The following is a 17,637-nucleotide window of genomic DNA, read 5'->3' on the forward strand; positions in this document are numbered from 1 at the left end:
AACCGTTACCAACGTATAGCCATGTCTGAAGAAAAACTACGGTATTCCCGCGAGGAGTTGAACGAATTTGAAGCGATAATCCTTGAGAAATTAAATAATGCGCGCAAAGAGGTGGCTTTTATCAAAGAGACCCTGAGCCGCCGCAATGACGAGGGTACTGACAACACCGCCAACACCTCTAAGGTTTTGGAAGACGGTGCAGACACCCAGGAGAAAGAAAGCTTAAACCAGTTAGCCTCCAGACAGCTGAAATTTATCCAGCAGCTAGAGAACGCCCTGATCCGGATTAAAAACGGAAGCTACGGCGTGTGCATCAAGACTGGTAAATTGATACCAAAAGAGCGCTTGAAGGCCGTGCCGCACACGCAGCACACCATTGAAGCCAAAATGAACCGCAACGACTAATTAAGGAGTACCTGATTTGAACCTGCTATTGAATCACCTACAGGCACTTATCTTTTGTGCCACCTCGCCAGTGTCTATTGAGGAGTTGCAGAAATGCCTCTCAGAAGCCTTGGTTACGGAGGTGAGTGTGAGTGACGTCCTGGAGGGAATTGAGCAATTGAATGCTCAATTTTCTACAGACGCGTTCTCTTTCCAGATTTACGCCATTGGCGGCGGGTATCAGTTTTTGACCAAGCCGGCCTACCAGGACTCGGTGAGTATTTTATTAAAGCATAAGTCCAAGAAGAAGCTCTCTGCCTCTGCGCTGGAGACCTTGGCCATCATTGCCTACAAACAGCCCATCACCCGCACCCAATTAGAACAGATAAGAGGCGTAAGTTGTGACTACGCCATCCAGCGCCTGCTGGAGAAAGACCTTGTAGAGATCAAAGGCAAGGCAAACACCATTGGACGCCCCGTGTTGTATGGCACCAGCCAGAAATTCATGGAGTACTTTGGCATCAACCACCTCAGAGACCTGCCTCAGCTCAGAGACTTGGCCCCAGAAGAGAACACCATCGGCGAGACCGCTGATTTATAAGTAGATAGTACACATCCTTTTATACAGTAGCGATACTGCAATTTTTTAATTTCAACATGGCTAGAAGAGAAGACACGCCCCAAGAAGGCAGAGACAGAGACCGTAGCGCAGGCAACGGCGAGAGAAAAGTATTTGGCCGTGGTACCCGCTTTGATCGCCCAGCCGGCGGTGACAGAGACAGAGGCCCGCGTAGAGATAGCAATGACAGAAGCCGTCCTTCCTCAGACAGAGGAGGAGACCGTGCAGAGCGTCCAAAAAGAGAACACAAAGACGACTACAGCGGCTATGAGACTCCCTCAAGAAGCGCAGACAGAGAAAGAGCCCCGCGCCGCGAGAATGACCGCCGTGGAGGTGACTTCCGTCCGGTAGAACGCAACAGCAATAGCCGCTCAGACAGACCTTCCTTTGGAGACCGTGACAGAGCGCCACGCCGCGATGATGACAGAGGCGGGTTCAAAAGACCAGGTTCTTCAGATAGAAACGAAAGAGGCAGCTTCTCAAGAGGCGGTGAAGACCGCAACCGCGAGGGAGGCTACAAAAAACCAGGGGCCTTTGGTGGCGATAGAGACCGTTCTTCCTCAAGAGGTGAAGGAGAGAGACGCAGCTTTGGCAGCTCTGACAACAGAGAGGACCGTAGAGGCGGCTTTAGACCAGCCGGCGGCGATGACAGAGAAAGCCGTGGCTTTAACCGTGGTGGAGACAGCCGCCGTGAGGGAGGTTTCAATCCTTCAGAAGGCAAGAAACGATTTGCACCCAATCCACACCCAAGCAGAAGCGAAGGCAGAGAAGAGCGCCCAAGAGACGGACGCCCAAGAGATGAGCGTCCGCGTAAATTTGAGGACAGACCTAAGCGTGCATTTGAAATAGACAATCCAGACCGCGTTGCTTCTAGACCAGATAGAGGCGACAAACCTTCTTTTAACAAAGGAGGAGACCGTCCGTCTTTCCAGGGTCGTGATGACCGTCGCGGTAACGATAGAAACAACAGAACCAACGACCGCGACGCCAGCAAACCGCGTAGCACCAGCCGGTATGACCGTAGCAATGAAGAAACCCAAGAGGCGCCTTCTTACAACTTAAAGCACTACGAAGACCGCAAGAAGCGCAAGCAAAAAGATGACGTAGAAGACGGCATCCGTTTGAACCGCTACATTGCCAACGCTGGTATCTGCTCCCGCAGAGAAGCAGATGAGTTGATTGCCGCCGGTGAGATAAAAGTAAACGGCGAAGTAGTGACCGAGATGGGCTACAAAGTAGATCCTTCTGACACCGTGCAGTACGGCCGCAAGACTTTGAACCGTGAGAAAACGGTATATGTGCTCTTAAACAAGCCCAAAGACTTTATCACTACCACTGAGGATCCAGAAGGCCGCAAGACCGTGATGGATCTGGTGAAGAATGCCTCTAAGGAGCGCTTGTTCCCCGTGGGTAGACTAGATAGAAACACCACCGGTCTGTTGCTGTTCACCAATGACGGCGAGCTGGCCCAGAAACTGACGCACCCTTCGCACAAAATCACTAAAATCTACCAGGTAGAATTGGACAAGCCCATCACCAAAGATGACTTGGCTAAAGTAGCCGAAGGGTTAGAACTGGAAGACGGTAAAGCAACCGTAGATGATGTGGCCTTGCTGGGTGATTCTAACAAGTTCTTGGGCATTGAGATTCACATTGGCCGTAACCGCATTGTGCGCCGCATTTTTGAGCACCTGGGTTATGAGGTAGTATCTCTGGACCGGGTGCAATACGCCAGCTTGACTAAGAAAGACCTTCCTAGAGGAGACTGGAGATTCCTTTCAGAAAAAGAAGTAGTGCGTTTGAAATACTTCATGTAATCAATCGTTCTCTGGATGTTGAATCTAGCCATTGACATGGGCAACTCCCGCATCAAAGTCGGCTTTTTTGAAGGCGGTGCTTTGGTGCGGGAGTCCATTTTTTCTGAGCTCTCTGAAGTGGGCGAGGCCGTGAAAGACCAGCTCGTGCAGCACGTGATTGTCTCTTCGGTACGCAAAACGCCTGAGAAGCTGAGCGCCGTGGTACCAATAACGGGTAAGCAGATTCTGTTTTCTACCCAAACACCGGTGCCCTTGCAGAATGCCTACGCCACGCCCAGCACGCTGGGGGTAGACAGGCTGGCCGCCGCCGTGGGCGCACAGTATTTGTTCCCTGAGCGTACCTGCCTGGTCATTGACGCGGGCACTTGCATCACCTATGACGTAGTGGAGGCAGAAGGTATTTACCAAGGCGGCAGTATTTCTCCGGGGATAAACATGCGCTATCAGGCCATGCATACGTTCACTGGTAAGTTGCCGCTCCTGTCTGGTACTGAGTTGCCACCAAGAACGGGGAAAACCACTGAGGAGGCCATGAAAAGCGGGGTGCTCTACGGGGTCATAGCCGAGGTGGAGGGCATGATTCAACATTATGAGCGTCAATACAAATCATTGACCGTGGTTCTTTGCGGCGGTGACGCTCCGTTTTTTGAAAGTACAGTAAAAGCACGCATCTTTGTCATTCCCGAATTGGTTTTAATCGGGCTAAACCGAATTTTAGAGTATAATGTATAAGCCTTTTCGCGCACTGCTTCTCCTTTCAGGTCTTGTTATTGGGTCGCATGTACAAGCGCAACAACTCGCCAACTCGCCGTATTCACGGTTTGGAGTGGGTGATGTAGTGCAGGGCACCGGCGGTGTTCGTAATTTTGGAATGGGGAATGTGGGAATAGCCACCGCCAGCTTGGGCGCGGTCAATGACATAAACCCTGCGCTCCTGTATTACAACAACATGGTGACCTTTGAGGCCGCGGTTATCTCTGAACTCAAAAAGCTGGAAGACAGAACAGACTCACAGGTAGACGGCAAGACCAACCTCAACTACTTGGCGTTGTCTATTCCAATCACTAGCAGATGGACTGCCTCTGTAGGTCTTAAGCCTTACAGCCGCGTCAACTACAATACTATTTTCACTTCTCCAGTGCTTAATCCGTCTACGGGTAGTACAGTGGCTACTTCTTACACAGAATACAGAGGAAGCGGCGGCCTGAATGAGGTGCATTTCTCGCATGGAGTTTCTTTGGCCCCTGGATTGACTATTGGTGCGGCGGGTTCTTACATCTTCGGGACTATTGAGAAAGACGCCTCTACTATTTTAGTAGAGAACGGCGAAACAGACATCTCAGCGGTACAAAAGGCCTTGGTGCACAGCACTACCAAATACTCTGGGTTTATGTTCAAAGGCGGCACCCACTACCGCAGAAAGCTGGCAGACAAATGGAACGTAGGCGTAGGTGCTACTTACACCGCTCAGTCTGTTCTGGACGCCGATAGACAGGTGAGCCAAGAACGCAGAAGGGTAGATGAGTCTATTGTGTCTCAAGTATTGGTAGACAGTCTAGGCGGCTATAGCACCCTTCCGCAGAACCTACAGGTAGGATTAGCCTTGGACAATGCCAAGAACTTGGTGATGGGGTTAGATTTTGCTTCATACAAAGGATCTGAGTTTAGAGGATTCAGCAGTGAAAAGAACGCCGGCCGCCAGGAACTAGGGGACGGCTATAGAATTGGCTTGGGCGGTGAATTTACGCCAGACGCCGGTTCTGTAAGTTCTTACCTGAAGCGTATGACCTACCGTGTGGGTGGTTACTACAGCGCCAATGAGGTAATGGCCAGCACAGGCGTACAAGAAGTAAAAGACATGGGCCTTACCTGGGGCTTCACCTTGCCGTTGGGCAGAGGCGTTCGTCCGCCAGACTATACTCAAGCCTTGGTTAACACCAGCTTCGCAGTAGGTCGCCTAGAAGGAAAGCAAACCGAATTGGAAGAGCTTTACTTTAGAGTGAACCTGGGCATCAACTTTAACAGCCGCTGGTTCATCAAGCGTAAGTTTGACTAATCCCGGGGTAGCGCTGTCCATTTTATAAACCAAAACTTCTCCTACATGAAGGCATACGCTGTGTACGTGCTGGCATTGTTGGCCCTGGTGAGCGTAAGCTGCTCTGGGTCTGGAGATGAGGCGGTCAAAGTGGTGCAGTACAAAGGCCCAGAGGCCGAGACCAAGGACCTGGTTACCATTTATAGTGATTCGGCCAAGACCGTCTTGAAGATGACCGCGCCACTGGAGCAGAAGATGCAGAACGGTGACATTCTTTACCCCAAAGGACTGCACATCACCTTTTATGAAGAAGGCAAACCGTCCAGCGTGGTGTCTTCTAAGTACGGCAAGTATGACCAGTCCAAGGACCAGTACTTTGTGCGCAACAACGTGGTGGTTAAGAACATCACCAAGAATGAGCAGCTCAACACAGAGGAGCTGTACTGGGACAAGAAGAAACGCATCATCTTCACAGAAAAGTTTGTGCGCATCACCAGTGCCAAAGAGGTTGCCACCGGGCACGGCCTCACCGCTAATGAGGATTTCTCAGACTATCAGATTAAAAACTTCTCGGGTAGCTTTACCCTGCAGCAATGACCATTAAGCAAACTATTTACTTGGCTCTTTCTGTAGTGGCCATTGTGATTGGCATTCACCGCGCTACGCAGGACGGCATTGTGGAGAGCTACTGGATTTTCATGATCGCCATGATCTTTCTATTCCTTTTTCGTATGAACAAAGGGAAATAAGCCTCGTTCCTTCCACTGAATGGATTCAGACATACCCTACATACTTCTTAGCCTGGGAGCAATCCTGCTATTATTATTAGCCACTAGTGAAGTGGCCTTGCGGCACCTCAATCCAGTGGTGGCCAAATTAGAGGCAACCGAACAAAAAAGCCTGATCGGGTTCCTCCTTCGCCGCGAATCTCAAGTCTTTCTTACCATCCAACTGGGCCTGGGCATTGGCCTGCTTCTGTTTGCCGCGGGGCTATATGAGGTAGTCTATACGCTGCTCCTGGATAAAACCGCGCTCATGCACAGCCTGGTCATGGTATTGGCCGCCGGCAGTACGTTTCTAGTAAGCTGGCTGCTTTTTTTAAGCGTGGGCATGATGGCCTCTTTGGCGACCAGCGGTAAAATCATCAGGATTCTGTCTGGCCCCTTGACCTTGGTGTGGGTGCTTCTTTATCCTTTTACTGCTGCGGTGAACGTTGTTTTTGGCCTGTTTTCTGGAAAAGACACCAAAAACGAAGAGGAGCTGCTGACCAATGCGCTGGCGTTTGAGCCTTTCGCTACCAAGCTACCCACCCCAGAGGAGTCTACCCTGGCCTTATTAGCCACCGAAGAGGTGGACAGCAAAATTTTCCACAATGCCTTGGAGTTCAAGAACGTGAAGGTGCGTGAGTGCATGGTGCCCCGCACCGAGATTGACGCCCTTGAGCTAGAAGCTGGCGTTGACGCCCTGCGTGAAGCCTTCATTGAAACCGGCCACTCCAAAATCCTCATCTACCAAGATTCTCTGGATCATATTCTGGGCTACTGCCACCAGTTCAGTCTGTTTGACCAACCCAAGAGCCTGCAAGACATCCTTATGCCCATGGAGGCGGTGCCGGAGACCATGCTGGCGCGCGAGTTATTTGTCAAGTTCATTACAGACCACCGCAGCATTGTGTTGGTGGTGGACGAGTTTGGCGGCACGTCTGGCATTGTAACCTTAGAGGACGTGATGGAGGAGATCTTTGGCGATATCAACGATGAGTATGACGAGGAGGACCTGCTGGAGCAGACCTTGCCAGAGCCCAACACCTACCTGTTCTCGGCGCGCCAGGAGATTGACTACCTCAATGAGGAATATGCCTTGAACCTGCCAGAGGGAGACTATGAAACCTTGGGCGGGTTTATTTTATCTGTGCTGGAAGAAATCCCCTCTACCGGAGACATAATCACGGTCTTACCCTTTGAAATACGCATTCTGTCCATGGATGAGCACCGCATCAACACCGTGCACCTGTCTGTCAAGAATCCCTACCCAGAAGAATAACTGGCCGCTAGGCACTTATATTTTGATTTTACCACTTATTCAGATTATTTTGCATAACGCATAAAATACGTCAATTACTTACATGGCATTAATTAACAAGATTCGGGAGAAGTCAGGCTTCGCTATTGGTGCGATTGCTGTGGGCTTACTTTTTTTCATTGTGTTGGGAGACTTGCTGGGACCTAATTCCCGGTTGTTCAATGACAAAATGGTAGTGGGGGAGATTGCCGGGCATGAGGTGCCTGTGCAAGACTTTGAGCTCATGGTGGAGGAAGCCAAGAACAACTACGCACAGCAGTACGGTCGTCAGCCCGGTGAAGCCGAAATGGCACAATTGCGTGAGCAGACCTGGAACCAGCTGGTATTCAAATACGCCTTTGAAGAGGAGTTTGAGAAACTGGGCTTAGGAGTTTCTGATGATGAGCTGTATGACATGGTGCAGGGCAAGAACATCCACCCTGCCATCAGACAGATGTTCACAGACCAGCAGACGGGACAGTTTGATATAAACAGAGTTCGCCAGACGTTGCAAAACCTAAAGACCATGGACCCTGCCCAGCGCGAGTCTTGGTACAAGTACGAGGCAGAACTGGCCACAGACCGCCTTCGTAACAAATACTACAACCTGTTCACGCTGTCTAACTACGTGACCACCGAAGAAGTGAAGCGCTACAACGCAGAGCAGAACAGCCGCGCAGCCATGAAATACCTGTTCATCCCGTATTTCACCATCTCTGATTCTGCCGTGAAGGTAACGGACAACCAGTTGCAGGACTACCTGGACAAGAACAAGAAGAAGTTTGAAGTAGAAGAAGGACGTTCTATCTCTTACGTGACCATTCCAGTGTCTGCCTCTAGAGAAGACAGCACCGAGTACCAGAAAGAGACCTCTGAGCTAGCCGCTGAATTCAGCAAGACCCAGAACGACTCCCTTTTTGTGAAAGCCGAGTCTGACACGCCTTACAACGGTGCGTTTGTATCTGTGAGCGAGTTGCCAGAAGCGTTGAGAACCCAGACTCTAGAGCAAGGTAAACTGTACGGTCCTTTCATGGAGAACGGCACGTTCAGCTTGATCAAAGTAACCGGTGTGAAAGACGGTGGTACGCCTTCTGCCCGCGCCAGCCACATCTTGATCAAACCAGAAAACACTACCCCAGAGGCCAAGGCCGCTGCTAAGACAAAAGCCCAGGACATCTACAACCAAATCAAAGGCGGTGCTGACTTTGCCATGATGGCGGCCAAGCACGGTACTGACGGAACAGCCTCACAAGGCGGTGACCTAGGTTGGTTTACCCAAGGCCGCATGGTGCCAGCGTTTGAGAAAGCAGTATTTGGTGCCTCTTCTGCCGGATTGTTGCCTAACTTGGTAGAGACTGAATATGGTTTCCACATTGTGAAAGTAACGGCACCTAAAACCAGCAAGTCGTACCAATTGGCGCAGGTGACCCGCACCATCACGCCAAGCGATGCCTCTAGAGAAGACGCCTTCAGAAGAGCCAGCATCTTGGCCTCTGAGAGCAAAAATGCAGATGAGTTTGAGAAAGCCATCGCCAAAGAAAAAGGCCTGGTAAAAGCTGAAGCCAAGAACATCACCGCCGCTGACCGTGGCGTAAACAACTTGCAGAACGCCCGTGAACTGGTGCGTTGGGCTTTTGACAAAGAAACCGAAGTTGGAAAAGTTTCTCCGGTCATGACCTTGGACGACCAGTACGTAGTAGCCGTGTTAACCGGCAAGCGTGAAAAAGGAACCGCCAAAGTAGCTGATGTGAAAGACGAGTTGACCGCCGCCGTGCGCAATGAGTTAAAGGCAAAGCAAATCCAGGAGAAATTGGGTAAAATCACAGGCACCTTGGAGCAAGCCGCCGCTAAATATGGTCCAAATGCCATCGTTCGTTCAGTGACGGATGTAACGCTTGCTACGGCCAACGCGCAAGGATTGGGCTTTGAGCCGGTGGCTGTGGGCAACGCCTTCGGGTTGAAGCCAGGACAGCGCACGCAGCCTATCCAAGGCGAAGCCGGTGTAGTGGTGATGGAAATGACCAGCGTGACGCCAGCCCCTCCGGTAACGGACGTAAACACCTTCAAGCAGCAACTAGCCGGTCAGCGTGCCGGCCGTGTGCAAGGTGCTATCTATGAGGCCGTTAAGAAAAACGCCAACGTAGAAGACAACCGCGTACGTTTCTTTTAATTAGAAGACAACATCATCTATTGCAAAAGCCGCACCCACCGTGCGGCTTTTGTGTTTTCAGCCAATAGCGTTTTCGGCCTGATTTCTGGAAAATAGGCCGAAAACGCTATCTTGTAAGAAGGACGCAAGGTCTGGAGCACTGTGAGACAATCTACGCGCCAGAAATACGTATACTTCCTTCTACATCGTTTATAAAGACATCACCTCTGTTTTAAGAAAGATATGAGCAAGCGACTGGGTTTGGGTGGATTGCTAGTGTGCTGGTGCCTTTGCGCCAGTCCGGTGCAGAGCATGGCGCAAACCCAGCCTCAGACGCAAAGCGTGCCAGAGCAGATGGCACTGATTAAGGAATACCTCCGCAAGAATGAGTTTCAGAAAGCCGAGGTATTGTTAAGCCAGCTCATTGAGCAGGACGTGCAGTTTGGTTTGGTCTACGCAGACTATCTCAAGACCCTACTGGCCCTCAGTAATTTCAAGGAAGCCGAAAAGCTGGTGAAGCGCGCCCAGAAGAAGTTTCCGGGCGTAGCCAACTACGCCGTGGACGAGGGCAAGGTGTTGCAGGCCGCCGGCAACAATGCCGCCGCCGAAAAGCAATGGGCGGAGGTGATCCGGTCCGTGAACCCAGAGAACGTGTACAGCGTGGCCGCCGCCTTCCAGCAGGCCGAGATGTTTGACCAGATGGAACAGGCTTATCTGCAAGCCAGAAAACTGAGCGGTAATGAGAAAGCCTTCGCACCGCAACTGCTGCAGATCTATTCCTTTCAGCGTAAGAGCGAGCAGTTGATCAACGAGGTCATGCTGCAGGTGAAAAGCAACGCCGTGCCGGTGAACTTCGCGCAGAACATGCTCCAGAACACGCTCCGAGACGAAGAGTCCTTAAATCTGCTGGAGTCCAAATTGATGCAGGCCGTGCAGCTGGAGCCAGATGCCACGCCCTTGCAGGAACTGCTCATCTGGACCCTGGTGCAACGCAAGGACTTCGGGCCGGCGCTAATGCAGGCCCGGGCGCTGGACCGGCGCACCCAAGGCGGCGGCGAACGCGTGCTTTCCCTGGCGGACATCAGCTTGCGCAACAAAGACTACGCTACCTCCATTGACGCCTACACCTACCTCATGCAGCAGTACAAAGGCACTGAGGTCTACCCGGTGGCCCGGCAGCGCATTATCAGGGCCAGAGAGGAGCAGGTCAAAAACACGTTCCCAGTAGACAAGGAGAAGATAAAGCTGCTGGCGCAGGAATATGAAGCGCTTTTAGTAGAGTTAGGCAGAACTGGCCGCACCTCCGAAATCATCAAAGACCTGGGCGAACTGCAGGCTTTCTACCTGGACCAACCCGAACAAGCCATCAAGCACCTGCAGGAAGTGATTGCCCTGCCCGGCGCCAACCCTAACGTGGTGGCAGAGGCCAAACTAGTGCTGGCAGACGTGTACCTCTTGCGCGGCGAGCCCTGGGAAAGCACCCTGCTCTATAGCCAGGTGGAGAAATCGCATAAGGAACAGCCGCTGGGCTATGAGGCCAAACTGCGCAACGCCCGCCTCAGCTACTACAAAGGAGACTTTGAACTGGCCCAAAGCCACCTTGATATCTTGAAACTAGCCACCAGCCGCGAGATTGCCAATGACGCCTTGGACCTGAGCCTTTTGATTGTGGACAACACCGGCATGGACACATCTGCCGTTGCCCTCAAAGAATACGCCGCTATTGACTTCTTGGTATTTCAGCATAAAACCGCGGAGGCCCTCAAAGCCTTGGACGGTCTGCTCACCAAATACCCCGGGCACAGCCTCACCGATGAAATCTATTACCAGAAGGCGCAGTTGCTTTATCAGACCGGCCAGTTTGAAATAGCCGCCCAGAACCTGCAGAAGATTATTGACAACCCCAGGTATGACATCCTCTCAGACGACGCCTTGTTCCTGCTGGCCAAAATCAACGAGGAAAACCTAAAACAGCCTGCCAAAGCGCAGGAACTCTACAACCAACTGCTGGTCAAGTACCCCGGCAGCGTGTTTGTAGCGGAGGCTAGAAAGCGGTTCAGAACGTTACGTGGAAGTTGAGAAGAAAAGCGTTTTAGGGCTAATTCTCAGGAAATAGGCCAAAAACGAAGGATTTCTCTTTGGTTAGGTGCGAGTTACTTTACCTGTATAGATGGGTTAATCTCCTGCAAAGCCTTGACAAACGCCTCCTTATCCTTGGGCGAAAGGTAAATCTCATCCCACTTATGGTAATGCAGGATAAGGCCATGGAGGCCCAGCGCCGGCCGCAGCCCGGACCACAAACGTTCCTTCTGTTTGACTATCCTGATCTCTTGAATGGGGATTCTGCCGTGCAGGGGTCCGCACCGGTAGTAAAGATGATGGCCAGCCACCCGGTAATAGGTGCCAAACCACGTCCAGAGCAGTAGCCCAATCATCGCCAAAGAGAAACCCAAGAAGATCAGCTTCCCGGCCAAGGACCCTGCCGTCAGGAAGTCTTGAATAGTCATTACTGCCAGAAAAAGGGAAGTGCCTAAAAGGGCCAAGCTGACAAACCAGCTCTTGGAAGAGGTGAATGTACGGGTGCTGTCCATTCAGGAAGGTACAAATTGTCTTCCTATAATATCAAGATGACTGCTTTGGTTTTGGCGCGTTTTCCAGAAAAGAGGTCAAGAACGCTCTGCAACCTACGCGAAGAAGAGGAACAGCAGCCCCAGGAAAAGGAAGAAGGAGAGGTACATGAGGGCGTCCACCAGACCGTAGGCTTTGTACTTGTGGTAAAATTCTTTCAGGTTTTTCACGGAAGTCAGGAATTAAAAAAGAGGTTTCAGGATTTCTAACAGCGGGCAAGACGCAACAGTGCCAGATGAATTCGTTATTTTTGCGCCCGCTTGTCAAATACATTAAACGCCGCAGCAACACACCAATGCAGAAGAGATGGGTAGTTAAGGAGGTGCCGGACGCCGCAAAAGTACAGAATCTGAGTGACAGCCTGAAGATTGGTTTGCCCTTGGCCGCCATTCTCTGTCAGCGCGGTATCTGTACCTATGAGGAGGCTCGCTCGTTCTTTAGGCCGTCTCTGGAAGACCTGCATGACCCATTCCTGCTCAAGGACATGGACAAGGCTGTCAACCGCCTGGTAGACGCCCTGCACCGCCAGGAACGCATCCTCATCTACGGCGACTATGACGTGGACGGCACTACCTCGGTGGCGCTGGTCTTCAGCTTTCTCAAAGACTTCTTTAGAGACAACATCCAATACTACATTCCAGACCGCTACGCCGAGGGCTACGGCATCTCATTCCAAGGCATTGACTGGGCGCAGGAGAACGGCTTCAGCCTGATTATCTCCCTGGACTGCGGCGTCAAGTCCATTGACAAGATTGCCTACGCCAACGAGAAGGGAATTGACTTTATCATCTGCGACCACCACTTACCCGATGACATGCTCCCGGAGGCCGTGGCCGTATTGGATGCCAAGCGCCTGGACTGTCCCTACCCGTACAAAGAACTGGCCGGTTGCGGCGTAGGCTTCAAGTTCATGCAGGCCTTCTGCCTTCAGCAGGGCTTTGACCTAGAACCGCTGTACCAGTTATTAGACTTAGTGGTGGTGAGCATCGCCGCTGATATTGTACCTATCACGGGTGAGAACCGCATTCTGGCCTACCATGGTTTGCAGCGCATGAACAGCGGCCGACTGTTACGCCCGGGCCTGGAAGCATTGAAAGAACTGGCTGGCTTGCGGTCAGAGCTGGACATTACGCAGATTGTGTTCGGGTTTGCGCCGCGCATCAACGCCGCCGGTCGTATGGGTGATGCCAAGCGCTCAGTAGCTATGTTATTGGCTAAGACCAAGGAAGAAGCCTTTGACATGGCCGCCAACATTAACCTCTCCAACTCTGAGCGGCGCGGGCATGATACCAGCATTACCAAAGAGGCCTTGCAGATGATTGAGCAGGATGATTTTCTGCGCAACGCCCGTTCCACGGTCCTGTTCAAAGACAGCTGGCACAAAGGCGTGGTAGGAATTGTGGCCTCCCGGTGCATTGAGAAATACTACCGCCCCACCATCATCCTCACCGAGTCCCACGGCAAAGCCACCGGTTCTGCCCGGTCGGTGCATGGCTTTGACGTTCACCAGGCCATCCTGGCCTGCTCTGACCTTCTGGACCAGTTTGGCGGGCATATGTACGCCGCCGGCTTGACTATGCCCGTGGAGAACGTGCCGGCCTTTAGAGCGCGCTTTGAAGAGATTGTGGCCAACACCATCCTGGACGAGCAACTGGTGCCCATGGTAGAGATTGACCTGCCCCTGGAGTTCCATCAAATCAAACCGAACTTCTTCAGAGTGCTCAAGCAGATGGAGCCGTTCGGGCCGGGTAATATGTCGCCGGTCTTTATGAGCACCTGCGTGTATGACACCGGTTCTGTGCGGGTGGTAGGGGACACCCACCTCAAATTGCGCCTTACCCAAGACGGGGACATTTCCTTTGACGCCATCGCGTTCGGTATGGCCGAGTTCTACCCGATGATTCAGAAAGGCATTCCGTTTGACGTCTGCTACAGCATTGAAGAGAACGTCTACCGCGGCAACGTGACATTGCAACTGCGCATCAAAGACATTCGATTCTCTTCTTAGATAACGCCGCTTTTAGCCTGTTTTATAGGAATCAAACCAAAAACGGAAGGGTGGTTCATTGCTGATTGTCAATTGCTGGTTGCTAAACCAGCTCGTGTAAACACACCTCTATTGAGCTGTGCTCGCTGCCTCAAACACCCCTCTACGCTCCCCTCAAGGGGAGAATCTGCGATTAGTAAAAGCCTTTGCCACTGGGACCTGATCCAGTCTTTCTGGCGAGTCGTCTAAGCAGGTTGCCACCTCTGACAAGAACAGCGGTCACGACAAGGTGGGGCTAGGCAATCACCCAAAGGAGTAACGATGCAGAAGAGGCAAGTTGGTGTAACGCGAGGCGGGAAGACGGCGCGGCGCGGCCGTGACCGCTTAGCGGAGAACAGGGTACCGGAAGGAAGAGCTTTCTCAGGGATAGCCAATGGAAGCGCAAGGCGGCTAAGGCAGAAAGTAATAGCGGTTGGAGAGCCAGTTCATGGTTGTTGGTAATAACATCAACAATGGCGAGTATGTATGCTAATCTAGGGTATAGATTAAGGGATTAATTTTTAATATTACATTTAGGAACGACTGAATCTATATTATAAAGTTAAATGAAAAAAATAATTAACATCCTTAGTATTATAGCACTTATACTTTCTGTAATTATTGTGCCATACGATTTTACTCAAGGTAAAGAAGTTCCTGAAGGAATAAATCCAGAAGCATTTAAAATATATGCTCTAATATCTTTGAGTAAGTTTAAGTATATAAACTTTACTAGATTATTTATTCAAACATCTATCCTTATTTTTATAAAAGAAATTACAGATAAGGAACAACTAGAAAAGGCATAGAATAATTATTTAATTATTGCTCATTTAAAGGAAGCTTCACTTATATAGTGATGTGTCACAATCTGATTTAATCACATTTGTAATAATTCAGAAAGCGCAAAAGCCGTATCTTTCTTCTTTCCCAATCACACTACCTACAAACAAATCTTTATGAAAATACCTTCTCTCCTCATAGGGCTGGTACTAGGGGCAGGTTCGATGACCGTGCAAGCGCAGTCCGTCGCCAAAAAGCCCCTGACCCATGATGTCTATGACTCCTGGAAAAACATTGAAGGCGACTCCCTCTCAGCAGACGGGAAATACCTACTATATGCTATCAACCCGCAAGAAGGCGACGGCCTATTGCATCTACGCGACTTGACGGCCAACGCATCTAAGCAGTTCGCCAGAGGCTACAGAAGCGCCTTTACCACAGACAGCCGGTTTGCTGTTTTCCAGATAAAGCCGGCTTTTGCCGCAACGCGCCAAGCCAAACTCAAAAAGAAGAAGCCCGAGGAAATGCCCAAAGACTCCCTGGCCATTCATGACCTGAGCAAAGGCAACACCCAATATGTGGCCCGTGTGAAGACCTACAAACTACCCAAGCAGAACGGCGAATGGCTGGCTTATCACCTAGAAGCGCCGTTGGCATCAAAAGCGCCCAAAGATACTACCAAAGGCAAAGCCCCCGCCAAACCTGCCGCGAAACCAGCGCCTAAGCCCGCTACGGGAGCCAATAAGCAAGACCCTACGGAGTTAGTGTTGCGCCATTTGCCTACCGGCCAGGAGTTTCGGTTTGACCGCGTGACAGATTACTTGTTCTCCAGCAAAGGCAGTACGCTGTTCTTCGTGAAAGCCGAAACCGATTCTCTGCACAAGGCAGGTGTACACGCCTTCAACACGGCTACTCGCAAAGCCATGCCGATAGACACGGGTAGAGTGAGCTATAAGAACCTCGCGACAGATGCCACTGGTCAGCAACTGGCGTTTGTAGCCAGCAAGGACAGCACAGGCAAAGACCTGCGCTACTTCCATCTCATGCACTGGACGCAGAAAGACAATCGCGCCAAAGTGTTGGCTGACACGGTCTACAAAGGCATGCCATCTAAATGGATGGTGAGTGAGCACGCGCAGTTAGGTTTTGATGACAAGGGCGAGCGCCTGTTCTTCGGGACGTTTCCGCGCCCTACGCAATATGAGAAAGACACCACCAAGCTGGAGGAGGACAAAGTAAGCTTGGACATCTGGACCTACAAAGACCCGCTCATTCAGCCTATGCAGTTAAAGCAGTTGGAGCGCGAGCAAAAGCGGTCTTTTTTGGCGGTGTATGACCTAAAGGCCAAGAAGATGATTCAGCTGGCCACACTTGAAATCCCAGAAGTAGCCCTGAACCCGGGCCGAACCGCTGATTACGCAGTGGGCACCAGCAACGTGAACTACCTGTTGAGCGTGGGCTATGACACGCCTTCTAAGCAAGATGCCTGGCTGATTAACCTCAAAGACGGAAGCCGAAAACTGGTCGCCAAAGCTGTGAGAGGCAATCCACGTTTGTCGCCGGCCGGCAAGTACCTGTACTGGTTTGAGCCCGCCGACAGCTCCTGGAAAGCCATGAGCGTGAAAGCCAACACGCCTATGAACCTGACCCGTGCGCTTAAAACGCCTTTTTATGACGTACAGCACGACATGCCCACCTTGCCAGAGGAATATGGTCTAGCCGGCTGGACCAAAGAAGATGAGCACCTGTTGGTATATGACCAGTATGATATCTGGCGTTTGGACCCAAGTGGAAAAGACAAAGCGGTAAACGTAACAGATGGCTTCGGGCGTCAGAACAACCTGCAGTTTAGGTACCTGAGCCTGAACCCAACCCAGCGCACTATTCCGGCAGAAGACAAGCTGTTGTTGAGAACCTTCGACCTGAAGACTAAGAGCAATGGTTTCTACACAGACTTCGTGTCTAAATCTGGCGCTCCGCAGAAGGTGTTGATGGAGCCGAACTCCTTCACCGCCGTGCAGAAAGCCAGGAGCGCTGACCGCCTCATCTTTAGAAGAGGCAGTTACCGCGAGTTCCCGGATGTGTGGGTGACCAACACCAGCTTCAATGCTCCGCAGAAAGTAAGTGACGCCAACCCACAGCAGAGCGAGTACGCCTGGGGCAACGTGGAACTAATCAACTGGCGCTCTAATGACAATATTCCGTTGGAAGGTCTGTTGTTCAAACCAGACAACTTTGACCCGAACAAGAAGTACCCGATGCTGGTGTATTTCTATGAGCGCACCTCTGAGACCTTGCATAATTACCGTCAGCCGGCGCCAAGCGCCTCTACCATCAACATTCCGTTGTTCGTGAGCCAGGGCTATCTGGTGTTTGTGCCAGACATTGTGTACAAAGACGGCTACCCAGGTGAGAGCGCTTACAACTCCATCATCCCGGGTGTGCAGAGTTTAGTAGCCAAAGGATTTGTGGACGAAAAGAACATGGCCTTACAGGGACAGAGCTGGGGTGGTTACCAGATTGCCTACTTGGTGACGCGTACCAATCTGTTCAAAGCGGCCATGGCCGGAGCGCCGGTCAGCAACATGACCAGCGCCTACGGCGGAATTAGATGGGAAACCGGCATGAGCCGTCAGTTCCAGTATGAGCGCACGCAGAGCCGTATTGGTGGTACCCTTTGGGAAAAGCCGATGCAGTACATTGAGAACTCACCGCTGTTCTTCGCACCTAAGGTAGAGACCCCCTTGATGATTATGAGCAATGACAATGACGGCGCCGTTCCGTGGTACCAAGGCATTGAGTTCTTTATGGCCCTGCGCCGTCTGGAGAAACCGGTGTGGATGCTAGTTTACAACGGTGAGGCCCACAATCTGGTGCAAAGAAAGAACCGCAAAGACCTGTCCGTGCGTCTATCACAGTTCTTTGACCATTACCTGAAAGGCGCCCCAGAACCAGCTTGGATGAAGAAAGGTGTACCAACGCTGGTGAAAGGCAAAGAATACGGCTTGGAGCTAATTGAAGAGCCCACCACTACTACGCCCACGCCGGGTCAGCCACCGGTTACCAACACCACGGCCGTGCCTGTGAACGCCGGTAAATAGTCCGTTTTCGGGCTAATTCCCGGAAAACAAGCCA

The 17,637-nt window shown here is 51.4% G+C and carries 14 protein-coding genes; 13 read left to right on the top strand and 1 reads right to left on the bottom strand.

Annotated elements, in window-relative coordinates:
* The first annotated feature begins 21 nt into the window (after positions 1 to 21).
* The 10 genes from TH61_RS06590 (at position 22) to TH61_RS06630 (ending at position 11,144) form a co-directional block, all read left to right on the top strand.
* Positions 22 to 405: a TraR/DksA C4-type zinc finger protein gene (locus tag TH61_RS06590; protein WP_066507530.1), complete on the top strand. Its 384-nt coding sequence runs from the start codon at positions 22 to 24 to the stop codon at positions 403 to 405.
* Between the two features lie 16 nt (positions 406 to 421).
* Positions 422 to 985, top strand: a complete 564-nt coding sequence (gene scpB, locus TH61_RS06595; protein WP_066507532.1) for an SMC-Scp complex subunit ScpB — start codon at positions 422 to 424, stop codon at positions 983 to 985.
* 56 nt (positions 986 to 1,041) lie between these two features.
* Positions 1,042 to 2,820, top strand: a complete 1,779-nt coding sequence (locus TH61_RS06600; protein ID WP_071887801.1) for a pseudouridine synthase — start codon at positions 1,042 to 1,044, stop codon at positions 2,818 to 2,820.
* Between the two features lie 15 nt (positions 2,821 to 2,835).
* Positions 2,836 to 3,552 (top strand): type III pantothenate kinase, encoded by a 717-nt coding sequence (locus tag TH61_RS06605; RefSeq protein ID WP_066507540.1) that lies wholly within the window; start codon positions 2,836 to 2,838, stop codon positions 3,550 to 3,552.
* Positions 3,545 to 4,876 carry a hypothetical protein gene (locus tag TH61_RS06610; protein WP_157600614.1) on the top strand — a complete coding sequence of 444 codons (1,332 nt, stop codon included), beginning with the start codon at positions 3,545 to 3,547 and terminating at the stop codon, positions 4,874 to 4,876. Before TH61_RS06605 ends, TH61_RS06610 begins: the two co-directional genes overlap by 8 nt.
* 45 nt (positions 4,877 to 4,921) lie before the next feature.
* Positions 4,922 to 5,452 (top strand): LPS export ABC transporter periplasmic protein LptC, encoded by a 531-nt coding sequence (gene lptC, locus TH61_RS06615; protein ID WP_066507544.1) that lies wholly within the window; start codon positions 4,922 to 4,924, stop codon positions 5,450 to 5,452.
* The gene (locus TH61_RS18120) at positions 5,449 to 5,604 is read left to right on the top strand and encodes a hypothetical protein (protein WP_157600616.1); all 156 of its coding nucleotides are present in this window, start codon (positions 5,449 to 5,451) and stop codon (positions 5,602 to 5,604) included. Before lptC ends, TH61_RS18120 begins: the two co-directional genes overlap by 4 nt.
* 19 nt (positions 5,605 to 5,623) lie before the next feature.
* Entirely contained in the window at positions 5,624 to 6,898 is a 1,275-nt protein-coding gene (locus tag TH61_RS06620; RefSeq protein WP_066507546.1) for a hemolysin family protein, read from the top strand.
* A gap of 82 nt (positions 6,899 to 6,980) precedes the next feature.
* Positions 6,981 to 9,086, top strand: coding sequence for a peptidylprolyl isomerase (locus TH61_RS06625; protein ID WP_066507549.1), 2,106 nt, complete (start codon positions 6,981 to 6,983; stop codon positions 9,084 to 9,086).
* A gap of 222 nt (positions 9,087 to 9,308) precedes the next feature.
* Entirely contained in the window at positions 9,309 to 11,144 is a 1,836-nt protein-coding gene (locus tag TH61_RS06630) for a tetratricopeptide repeat protein (RefSeq protein WP_071887802.1), read from the top strand.
* Positions 11,145 to 11,218: 74 nt separating this feature from the next.
* Here TH61_RS06630 and TH61_RS06635 read toward each other — a convergent pair whose 3' ends face one another.
* The gene (locus TH61_RS06635) at positions 11,219 to 11,656 is read right to left on the bottom strand and encodes a PH domain-containing protein (RefSeq protein ID WP_066507563.1); all 438 of its coding nucleotides are present in this window, start codon (positions 11,654 to 11,656) and stop codon (positions 11,219 to 11,221) included.
* Positions 11,657 to 11,988: 332 nt separating this feature from the next.
* On the opposite strand from TH61_RS06635, the gene recJ reads away from it, so the two are divergent.
* The 3 genes from recJ to TH61_RS06655 all read left to right on the top strand — a co-directional run bounded on the left by recJ (position 11,989) and on the right by TH61_RS06655 (position 17,603).
* Positions 11,989 to 13,701, top strand: coding sequence for a single-stranded-DNA-specific exonuclease RecJ (gene recJ / locus TH61_RS06645; RefSeq protein ID WP_066512586.1), 1,713 nt, complete (start codon positions 11,989 to 11,991; stop codon positions 13,699 to 13,701).
* Positions 13,702 to 14,285: 584 nt separating this feature from the next.
* Positions 14,286 to 14,528 (top strand): hypothetical protein, encoded by a 243-nt coding sequence (locus TH61_RS06650; protein ID WP_066507569.1) that lies wholly within the window; start codon positions 14,286 to 14,288, stop codon positions 14,526 to 14,528.
* A gap of 150 nt (positions 14,529 to 14,678) precedes the next feature.
* The gene (locus tag TH61_RS06655; RefSeq protein WP_082780318.1) at positions 14,679 to 17,603 is read left to right on the top strand and encodes a S9 family peptidase; all 2,925 of its coding nucleotides are present in this window, start codon (positions 14,679 to 14,681) and stop codon (positions 17,601 to 17,603) included.
* Positions 17,604 to 17,637: the final 34 nt, after the last annotated feature.

The organism is Rufibacter sp. DG15C (assembly GCF_001577755.1).
Lineage (GTDB): Bacteria > Bacteroidota > Bacteroidia > Cytophagales > Hymenobacteraceae > Nibribacter.